A 10,428-nucleotide genomic window follows, 5' to 3' on the forward strand; every position below is an offset into this window, starting at 1 on the left:
GAAAATGCAAAAACCCGCTTTCGCGGGTTTTTGTGAGGCTTGAGACTGTTGTAGTCTCTTGCCTGAATTGGTGCCCAGAAGAAGACTCGAACTTCCACGACCTTGCGGTCACCAGCACCTGAAGCTGGCGTGTCTACCAATTTCACCATCTGGGCAGTATCGGAAGGCTTCAACCTGCCGATGGCGCGCACTATACGGAGCGCTTTTTAGGCTGTAAACCCCGGCGATGAAAAAAGTCGAAAAAAATCGCGGGCGGTGTGTTTCGGGTCTTGCAGCGTGGTCGGGGAGGCTTTTTGTCGAGTGGTTTGAGCGTGAAATTTCCCGTTTCATGAGGTCTATGCCAAACTAACCCCTATATATACAAGGTGAAAACTATCTAATGGCCGATTGGCAGTCCCTCGATCCCGAGGCCGCTCGTGAAGCGGAAAAATACGAAAACCCTATTCCCAGCCGTGAGCTGATCTTGCAGCACCTTGCCGAGCGCGGTTCGCCGGCCAGTCGCGAGCAACTGGTCGAAGAATTCGGCCTGACCACCGAAGATCAATTCGAGGCTCTGCGCCGCCGCCTTCGGGCAATGGAGCGTGATGCCCAGTTGATCTATACCCGTCGTGGCACGTATGCACCGGTAGACAAGCTTGACCTTATTCTGGGTCGCATCTCCGGGCACCGTGACGGTTTCGGTTTTCTGGTTCCAGATGACGGTTCCGATGACCTGTTCATGAGCCCGGCGCAGATGCGTCTGGTGTTCGACGGTGACCGGGCGCTGGCGCGCGTTTCCGGCCTTGACCGTCGCGGTCGTCGCGAAGGCGTTATTGTCGAAGTCATCTCGCGTGCTCACGAAACCATTGTTGGTCGCTACTTCGAAGAGAGTGGCATTGGTTTTGTTGTACCCGATAACCCGAAAATCCAGCAGGAAGTGCTGGTAACACCGGGCCGCAACAATAATGCGAAGATCGGCCAGTTCGTCGAGGTGAAAATCACCCACTGGCCAACGCCGCGCTTCCAGCCGCAGGGTGATGTGGTCGAAGTGGTCGGCAACTACATGGCGCCGGGCATGGAAATCGATGTTGCGTTACGCACTTACGATATTCCGCACGTGTGGCCTGAGGCTGTACTCAAGGAAGCTGCGAAGCTCAAGCCGGAAGTAGAAGAGAAGGACAAGGAAAATCGCGTAGACCTGCGCCACCTGCCTTTCGTGACCATCGATGGCGAAGACGCTCGCGACTTCGATGATGCGGTTTATTGCGAAGCCAAGCCGGGTAAACTGCGCTTGTTCTCCGGTGGCTGGAAGCTCTACGTGGCCATTGCCGACGTATCGAGCTACGTGAAAATCGGCTCGGCGCTGGATGCTGAATCCCAGGTTCGCGGCAACTCGGTGTACTTCCCCGAGCGCGTCGTGCCCATGCTGCCTGAGCAATTGTCCAACGGCCTGTGCTCGCTGAACCCGCACGTCGATCGTCTGGCCATGGTTTGCGAGATGACCATCTCCAAGACCGGCGAGATGACTGACTACGTATTCTACGAAGGCATCATCCACTCCCACGCTCGCCTGACCTATAACAAGGTCAGCATGATCCTGGAACAGCCGAAAACGGCTGAAGCCAAAAGCCTTCGTGGCGAATACGGCGACGTGGTTCCGCACCTCAAGCAGCTTTACGCCATGTACAAGGTGTTGCTGGGGGCGCGTCATGTGCGCGGTGCGATCGATTTCGAAACTCAGGAAACCCGGATCATCTTCGGTTCCGAGCGCAAGATCGCCGAAATCCGTCCGACCACTCGCAACGATGCTCACAAGCTGATCGAAGAGTGCATGCTGGCCGCCAACGTGGCCACCGCGCAGTTCTTGAAGAAGCACGAAATTCCCGCGTTGTACCGCGTCCATGATGGTCCGCCGCCAGAGCGTCTGGAAAAACTGCGTGCATTCCTGGGTGAGCTGGGTCTGACGCTGCACAAAGGCAAGGAAGGTCCGACACCGAAGGATTATCAGGCGCTGCTTGAAACCGTTCGTGACCGCCCGGATTACCACCTGATTCAGACCGTCATGCTGCGTTCGTTGAGCCAGGCCGTTTACAGCTCGGACAACAACGGCCACTTCGGTCTGAATTACGAAGCGTATACGCACTTCACCTCGCCGATCCGTCGTTATCCGGATCTGCTGACGCACCGTGCTATTCGCAGCGTTATCCGCTCCAAGCAGGATACTCCACACGTACGTCTTGCCGGTGCTGCAACGATTCCGAAGGCGCGTATCTACCCGTACGACGACGCGCTGCTCGATCAGTTGGGCGAACAATGCTCAATGAGCGAGCGCCGTGCCGACGAGGCTACGCGCGACGTGGTCAACTGGCTCAAGTGCGAGTACATGAAAGATCGCGTGGGCGAGTCATTCCCGGGCGTGATCACGGCGGTAACCGGCTTTGGCCTGTTCGTCGAGCTGACTGACATCTACGTCGAAGGTCTGGTCCACGTCACGGCTCTGCCGGGTGATTACTACCATTTCGACCCCCTGCATCACCGCCTTGCCGGCGAGCGTACCGGACGTAATTTCCGTCTGGGCGACAGCGTCGAAGTGCGCGTCATGCGTGTTGATCTGGATGAGCGCAAGATCGACTTCGAGATTTCCGAAACCGCAGCGGCTGCAACGCCGGCTGGTCGCAAGCGTCGTGGTCATGACACTGCGCCGCCTGCCGCCACTACAACGACGGAAAAGGAAAAGGCGCCTGCCAAGTCCGGTCGCCGTAGCGCTTCTGCCAAGGAGAGCAGTACCGAAGCGTATCGCCCGAGCGATGCGGCGGCGAAAAACGCAGAAGTGCGTAAAAGCCGCGAGCTGAAAAAAGCCCTTCTGGCAGACGCGAAGGGTGGTAGCAAGGCGTCGTCGGGAAAGTCTGACAGGTCGGGCTCTGCTCCTTCGTCGAGCAAGCCGGCCAGTAAACACCGTAAAGGTCCGTCAAAATCGGGCTCCGCGCCAACCGCGAAAAGCGGTGGCGCTCGTAAACCCAAGGCCAAGTCATGAGTCAGCTGGAAAAAATCTACGGCGTTCACGCCGTAGAAGCGTTACTTCGTCATCACCCGAAACGCGTCAAGCACATCTGGCTGGCCGAGGGTCGTAACGACCCTCGCGTACAGACGCTGGTGGTGCTGGCGGGTGAGAATCGCGTGACCATCGGTCAGGCGGAACGCCGCGAAATGGATGCCTGGGTCGAAGGCGTGCATCAGGGTGTGGTGGCCGATGTGAGTCCGAGTCAGGTCTGGGGCGAGGCAATGCTCGACGAGCTACTCGACCGCAGCGAAGGTTCGCCGTTGCTGCTGGTGCTTGATGGTGTGACCGATCCGCACAACCTCGGCGCCTGTCTGCGTACCGCCGATGCGGCAGGTGCGCTGGCCGTGATCGTGCCCAAGGACAAGTCTGCGACCTTGACGCCAGCCGTGCGCAAAGTCGCCTGCGGTGCGGCCGAAGTCATCCCGCTGGTGGCTGTGACCAATCTGGCGCGCACGCTGGAAAAGCTTCAGCAGCGCGGCTTGTGGGTTGTCGGTACGGCAGGCGAGGCCGAGGTCGAGTTGTATCAGCAGGATCTGACCGGCCCGACCATCATCATCATGGGCGCGGAAGGCAAGGGCATGCGTCGCCTGACCCGCGAGCACTGCGATTATCTGGTACGTCTGCCGATGGCGGGCAGTGTCAGCAGTCTCAACGTGTCGGTCGCGACCGGCGTGTGTCTGTTTGAAGCGCTGCGTCAGCGCAGTGTCAAGGCTGCCGGCAAAAAGGCCTGATTTCGGCGCCTGGCCAGAGTGAGCAGGTCGCGCCATGCGATCTGCTCATTAATTCACCAATTGCCTTGCGCCTCCCTCGACCCTTCTCTACAATTGCGCCCCTTGCTGTCACGGCAGGCGCGCATGTGCCTGTCCCTGAGCAAGACCAACAGTGTCATTCACTCCTTGTCTGACCGCTTTTGAGCGGCAGGCTACAACCCGTAAGGAGCATTCATGCGTCATTACGAAATTATCTTTTTGGTCCACCCGGATCAAAGCGAGCAAGTCGGCGGCATGGTAGAGCGTTACACCAAGCTGATCGAAGAAGACGGCGGCAAAATCCACCGTCTGGAAGATTGGGGCCGTCGTCAACTGGCTTACGCAATCAACAATGTTCACAAGGCTCACTACGTGATGCTGAACGTTGAGTGCACTGGCAAGGCTCTGGCCGAGCTGGAAGACAACTTCCGTTACAACGATGCTGTGATCCGTAACCTGGTCATCCGTCGCGACGAAGCCGTAACTGGCCAGTCCGAGATGCTCAAGGCCGAAGAGAACCGCAGTGAGCGCCGTGAGCGTCGTGACCGTCCTGAGCACTCCGACAGCGCCGATGGCGATGACGGCGACAACAGCGACGTTAGCGATAACGCTGACGAGTAATCCACGGACCTTTTGAGGAGCCAATTACATGGCACGTTTCTTCCGTCGTCGTAAATTCTGCCGCTTCACCGCTGAAGACGTCAAAGAGATCGATTACAAAGATCTCAACACTCTGAAAGCCTACGTATCCGAGACCGGCAAAATCGTTCCAAGCCGTATCACTGGTACCAAAGCACGTTATCAGCGTCAGCTGGCCACCGCTATCAAGCGTGCCCGCTTCCTGGCCCTGCTGGCCTACACCGACAGCCACGGTCGCTGAGACCAGGTAGTCGACAAAACGTAACAAAGGATAGAAAGCATGCGTGCCCTGGCTGAATTCATCATGCGCGGCCGTATGCAGGCCACTCTCGTAGTGGCTGGATGTGCGGCATTGCCGCTGTTGTTCTGGTTGAGTGCTGCCGCAGGGTGCCTTGTGCTTCTGCGACGCGGGTTCAGTGATGCCGTTGGCGTCCTGTCCTGGGCTCTGCTGCCGGCTTTGGTCTGGTGGTATTTCGGCGAACCTCGTACAGCCATGGTGCTGGCCGGTTCGCTGAGTTTGGCAATGGTTTTGCGTGCCAGCGAGTCCTGGGTCCGCGTGCTGCTGGTCAGCGTGGCGTTGGGCGTGGTGTATGCAGTAATTCTGGGCACGGTTTTTCGCGAACCTCTGGAAGCAATGTCGCAGGAGCTGCAAAAGCATCTGCCGACAATGCTGGCCGGGCTCTACGAGCAGTTGAACGTAGAAGAGCGAGCGCGTCTGGGGGCACTGATTGCACCCGTCCTGAATGGCCTGATAGCGGCTGTGCTGCAAATCGTCAGTGTGCTGTGCCTGATTCTTGGGCGGTACTGGCAAGCGATGTTGTACAACCCTGGTGGTTTCGGGCGTGAATTTCGCGCTGTGAAACTCCCGCTGGTGCCTGCGTTGGCGCTGTTGGTGTGCATGCTGGTGGGGCCGAATTTCGGTCCGCAGATAGCAATGCTTACACCGCTTTGCAGCGTACCGCTGGTGTTTGCGGGGCTGGCTCTGATCCACGGTCTGGTTGCTGAAAAGCGGCTTTCCCGGTTCTGGCTGGTAGGGATGTACATAACGCTGCTGGTGTTCATGCAACTGATCTATCCGTTGCTCGTGGTAATTGCCATTGTCGACAGCCTGATTGATTTTCGCGGTCGCCGGAGTTCGAAAGATTCCGGCAATGGTCCTGCGAACGGTGAAGGTTAAAAGTTAAGAGGATTTCCACATGCAACTGATCCTTCTGGAAAAAGTCGCCAACCTGGGCAACCTGGGCGACAAAGTAAACGTTAAGGCCGGCTACGGTCGTAACTACCTGCTGCCTTACGGCAAAGCAACCGCTGCAACCGCTGCCAACGTGGCTGCGTTTGAAGAGCGTCGTGCAGAGCTGGAAAAACTGGCTGCAGACAAGAAAGCATCTGCCGAAACTCGCGCTGCCCAACTGGCTGAGCTGGAAGTGACTATCACTGCCACCGCTGGTGACGAAGGCAAGCTGTTCGGTTCGATCGGTACGCACGACATCGCTGATGCACTGACCGCCTCCGGCGTTGAAGTTGCAAAAAGCGAAGTTCGTCTGCCGAACGGCACTATCCGCAACGTTGGCGAATACGACGTAGCCGTGCACCTGCACAGCGACGTAGAAGCGACCGTACGCGTTGTCGTAGTGGCTGCTTAAGCAATACGTAATCGTCTGGCGGCATTGCTGCCAGAGGATTAACATCGGGCACGATCCTGTTCACAGGTCGTGCCCTTTGTCTTTGTGCCATCCCCATTCTGCAAACCTCGAATTGAAGTGGCCATGAACGATATTTCCACCCCCGAGCAATACGATCTGCAAACCGCTGCCCTGAAGGTGCCGCCACATTCCATCGAGGCCGAACAGGCCGTGCTCGGTGGTTTGATGCTGGATAACAACGCCTGGGAGCGGGTGCTCGATCAAGTTTCCGATGGTGATTTCTATCGACATGACCACCGCCTGATATTCCGCGCCATCGCCCGTTTGGCCGACCAGAACAGCCCGATTGACGTGGTCACCCTGGCTGAACAGCTGGACAAGGAAGGACAGACCTCGCAAGTAGGCGGCCTGGGCTACCTCAGTGAGCTGGCGAAAAACACGCCTTCTGTCGCCAACATCAAGGCCTACGCGCAGATTGTCCGGGCACGTGCCACATTGCGGCAATTGATCGGCATCAGCACCGAAATTGCCGACAGTGCGTTCAACCCGGAAGGCCGTACCGCCGAAGAAATTCTTGACGAGGCTGAGCGGCAGATCTTCCAGATCGCCGAAGCGCGCCCCAAGACGGGCGGCCCGGTCAGCGTCAACGACCTGCTGACCAAGGCCATCGACCGTATCGATACCTTGTTCAACAGTGATAACGCCATTACCGGCCTGTCTACCGGGTATACCGACCTCGACGAAAAGACCAGCGGAATGCAGCCCGCCGACCTTATTATCGTTGCCGGACGTCCGTCGATGGGTAAAACCACGTTTGCCATGAACCTTGTCGAGAACGCGGTGCTGCGCAGTGACAAGGTGGTTCTGGTCTACTCGCTGGAGATGCCAGGTGAGTCGCTGATCATGCGGATGTTGTCGTCGCTGGGGCGTATCGACCAGACCAAGGTGCGCGCGGGTCAGCTCGACGACGATGACTGGCCGCGGCTGACGTCTGCGGTCAATCTGCTCAATGATCGCAAGCTGTTCATCGATGACACTGCCGGTATCAGCCCGTCCGAAATGCGTGCGCGTACACGGCGAATCGTACGTGAGCACGGCGATATCGCCATGATCATGATCGACTACCTGCAATTGATGCAGATTCCCGGATCGAGCGGTGACAACCGGACCAACGAAATTTCCGAGATTTCGCGCTCGCTGAAAGCGCTGGCCAAGGAATTCAACTGCCCGGTCATTGCCCTGTCGCAGCTCAACCGCTCCCTGGAGCAGCGGCCGAACAAGCGTCCGATCAACTCCGACCTTCGGGAATCCGGAGCGATCGAGCAGGACGCCGACGTGATCATGTTCGTCTACCGGGACGAGGTGTATCACCCGGAAACCGAGCATAAAGGCATTGCCGAGATCATCATCGGCAAGCAGCGTAACGGGCCGATCGGCACCACGCGCCTCGCATTCATCGGCAAATACACACGTTTCGAGAACCTGGCACCGGGCAGTTACAACTTCGACGACGATTGACCCGAGGTCAGGCTCATCAAATCCGACCACTGTCGTCGGGTTTGATCAAAAAATGTGCTATATTCCGCGCCCGCGATTTTTCCAACGTGCAAACGTAGGTCCTGAACATGCAAGCAGCCAAGCCGTTATTTGACTATCCCAAGTACTGGGCCGAATGTTTCGGACCAGCACCTTTCCTGCCCATGAGCCGGGAAGAGATGGATCTGCTTGGCTGGGATTCCTGCGACATCATCATCGTTACCGGTGATGCGTACGTCGATCACCCGTCTTTCGGCATGGCGATCATCGGCCGTCTGCTTAAGTCCCAGGGCTTTCGGGTCGGGATCATTGCGCAGCCAAACTGGCAGTCCAAAGACGACTTCATGAAGCTCGGCGAGCCGAACCTGTTCTTCGGTGTCGCTGCAGGCAACATGGACTCGATGATCAACCGCTATACCGCGGACAAGAAAATTCGCTCCGATGACGCTTATACCCCTGGCGGCATGGCCGGCAAGCGTCCGGATCGCGCAAGTCTGGTCTACAGCCAGCGCTGCAAGGAAGCTTACAAGCATGTGCCTATCGTGCTGGGCGGCATCGAAGCTTCCCTGCGTCGTATTGCCCACTATGACTATTGGCAGGACAAGGTTCGCAACTCGATCCTGATCGATGCCTGCGCCGACGTCCTGCTGTACGGCAACGCCGAGCGTGCGATTGTCGAAGTCGCTCAGCGCCTGTCCTACGGCCACAAGATCGAAGACATCACCGATGTGCGCGGCACCGCGTTCATTCGTCGCGACACGCCGCAGGGCTGGTACGAAGTCGATTCGACGCGTATTGACCGTCCGGGCAAGGTCGACAAGATCATCAACCCGTACGTCAACACCCAGGACACGCAGGCCTGCGCCATCGAGCAGGAAAAAGGCAACGTCGAGGACCCCAACGAAGCCAAGGTGGTGCAGATTCTTGCCAGCCCGCGCATGACCCGGGACAAGACGGTCATCCGCTTGCCATCGGTGGAAAAAGTCCGCAACGACAGCCGTGCTGTATGCCCACGCCAACCGCGTCCTGCACCTTGAAACCAACCCTGGCAACGCCCGTGCGTTGGTGCAGAAGCATGGAGAGGTCGACGTCTGGTTCAACCCGCCGCCCATTCCGATGACCACGGAAGAAATGGACTACGTGTTTGGCATGCCTTACGCGCGCGTCCCGCATCCTGCGTACGGCAAGGAAAAGATCCCGGCGTACGACATGATCCGTTTCTCGGTGAATATCATGCGTGGCTGCTTCGGCGGCTGCACCTTCTGCTCGATTACCGAGCATGAAGGGCGGATCATTCAGAACCGCTCCGAAGAGTCGATCATTCGCGAAATCGAAGAGATCCGCGACAAGGTGCCGGGCTTTACCGGGGTCATTTCCGACCTGGGCGGGCCGACCGCGAACATGTATCGCATCGCCTGCAAAAGCCCGGAGATCGAGTCGGCCTGCCGCAAGCCGTCCTGCGTGTTCCCCGGCATCTGCCCGAACCTGAACACCGATCACTCATCGCTGATTCAGCTGTATCGCAGCGCCTGCGCCCTGCCGGGCGTGAAGAAAATCCTGATCGCCTCTGGCCTGCGCTACGACCTGGCGGTCGAGTCGCCGGAGTATGTCAAAGAGCTGGTAACGCACCACGTGGGTGGTTACCTGAAGATCGCCCCGGAACACACCGAGGAAGGTCCGCTCAACCAGATGATGAAGCCGGGCATTGGCAGCTACGACAAGTTCAAGCGCATGTTCGAGAAGTACACCAAGGAAGCCGGCAAGGAGCAGTACCTGATTCCTTACTTCATCGCCGCACACCCCGGCACCACCGATGAAGACATGATGAACCTGGCGCTGTGGCTCAAGGGCAATGGCTTCCGCGCGGATCAGGTGCAGGCGTTCTACCCGTCGCCAATGGCCACTGCCACGGCCATGTACCACTCCGGCAAGAACCCGTTGCGCAAGGTCACCTACAAGAGCGACGCAGTCACGATTGTGAAGAGTGAAGCGCAGCGTCGTCTGCACAAGGCCTTCCTGCGCTATCACGACCCTAAAGGCTGGCCGATGTTGCGCGAGGCCCTTGAACGCATGGGCCGTGCCGATCTGATCGGGCCTGGCAAGGATCAGCTGATCCCGTTGCATCAGCCGGCGACCGACAGCTATCAAAGTGCGCGCCGCAAGAACTCGACGCCAGCCGGCAGCCACAAGGTTGCCAGGAACGCGAAGACTACGCTGATCCAGACCCAGCATACTGGCCTGCCACCGCGTGGCAGCGATGGCAGCAGGCCGTGGGACAAACGCGAAGAGGCCAAGGCCGCCGCAATGGCGCGCAACAAGCAGGCCGCCAAGGAGCGCATGGATGCAGCCAAGGGTGGCAAGGGCAAAGGCGGCAAGCCAGCCCGCAAGCCTGTAGTGCCTCGCTGATAGCTATGGGCCGTAGGTACGCTTGTACCTGCTGCTGGGCTGTTCTTCAGGTCAGGTAGCCTTTTGCTCTTCAGCTTGAGGCTCCTGCGTGCCCATACTGGCGATCAGTCTGCGACTGTAACCCTTGCCTACGTTTATCGCCAAAAACTTCCAGGTGACGTGCTTCACGACGAATTGCGAGACGCCAGTCAATACTTTCCCCGTCACGTCAGGGGCTGGCCTGATATTGATCGAGGTGGTACCTCTGAGTGTAATGCGCGTTTTCATGAGCAATTTCGAAACATGAACTTTGCCAACTCGGGCTATCAGCTTTTTGCCTAAACGCGTGGCGACCTTTGCAGTACCTGCAAGCAGCTTTCCGGCGAAGCCACCGTACGGAATCATGTAGACCGTCAGCCCTAGGAGGGTGTAGACA

7 protein-coding genes, 1 tRNA gene and 2 pseudogenes are annotated in these 10,428 nt (G+C 58.1%); 8 read left to right on the forward strand and 2 right to left on the reverse strand.

The window, feature by feature from the left end; genetic code table 11:
* Nucleotides 1-68: 68 nt before the first annotated feature.
* Nucleotides 69-155: transfer RNA gene (locus ALO64_RS16565), tRNA-Leu, on the reverse strand.
* A 224-nt stretch (nucleotides 156-379) separates the two neighbouring features.
* Between ALO64_RS16565 and rnr the strand changes: the two genes are divergently transcribed.
* From rnr to ALO64_RS16605, 8 genes and pseudogenes are all read left to right on the forward strand, one after another.
* Nucleotides 380-3,013: a ribonuclease R gene (gene rnr, locus ALO64_RS16570; protein ID WP_044343251.1), complete on the forward strand. Its 2,634-nt coding sequence runs from the start codon at nucleotides 380-382 to the stop codon at nucleotides 3,011-3,013.
* Nucleotides 3,010-3,771 (forward strand): 23S rRNA (guanosine(2251)-2'-O)-methyltransferase RlmB, encoded by a 762-nt coding sequence (gene rlmB / locus ALO64_RS16575; protein WP_044343252.1) that lies wholly within the window; start codon nucleotides 3,010-3,012, stop codon nucleotides 3,769-3,771. Before rnr ends, rlmB begins: the two co-directional genes overlap by 4 nt.
* Before the next feature lie 213 nt (nucleotides 3,772-3,984).
* On the forward strand, nucleotides 3,985-4,410 hold the full coding sequence (gene rpsF, locus ALO64_RS16580; RefSeq protein WP_002551828.1) for a 30S ribosomal protein S6: 426 nt from the start codon (nucleotides 3,985-3,987) through the stop codon (nucleotides 4,408-4,410).
* A 28-nt stretch (nucleotides 4,411-4,438) separates the two neighbouring features.
* Entirely contained in the window at nucleotides 4,439-4,669 is a 231-nt protein-coding gene (rpsR, locus tag ALO64_RS16585; RefSeq protein ID WP_002551829.1) for a 30S ribosomal protein S18, read from the forward strand.
* Between the two features lie 39 nt (nucleotides 4,670-4,708).
* Nucleotides 4,709-5,605 (forward strand): YybS family protein, encoded by an 897-nt coding sequence (locus ALO64_RS16590; RefSeq protein WP_004666401.1) that lies wholly within the window; start codon nucleotides 4,709-4,711, stop codon nucleotides 5,603-5,605.
* 19 nt (nucleotides 5,606-5,624) lie between these two features.
* A complete protein-coding gene (gene rplI / locus ALO64_RS16595; RefSeq protein WP_002551831.1) occupies nucleotides 5,625-6,071 on the forward strand; it encodes a 50S ribosomal protein L9 in 447 nt (148 codons plus the stop codon).
* A gap of 123 nt (nucleotides 6,072-6,194) precedes the next feature.
* Nucleotides 6,195-7,589, forward strand: coding sequence for a replicative DNA helicase (dnaB, locus tag ALO64_RS16600; protein WP_002551832.1), 1,395 nt, complete (start codon nucleotides 6,195-6,197; stop codon nucleotides 7,587-7,589).
* 107 nt (nucleotides 7,590-7,696) lie between these two features.
* Nucleotides 7,697-10,013 (forward strand): annotated as a pseudogene (locus tag ALO64_RS16605) (YgiQ family radical SAM protein).
* A 51-nt stretch (nucleotides 10,014-10,064) separates the two neighbouring features.
* Here the strand turns inward: ALO64_RS16605 and ALO64_RS16610 are convergent.
* Nucleotides 10,065-10,428, reverse strand: a pseudogene (locus ALO64_RS16610) (MFS transporter); the annotation flags it as partial.

The organism is Pseudomonas meliae (assembly GCF_001400515.1).
GTDB lineage: Bacteria > Pseudomonadota > Gammaproteobacteria > Pseudomonadales > Pseudomonadaceae > Aquipseudomonas > Aquipseudomonas amygdali.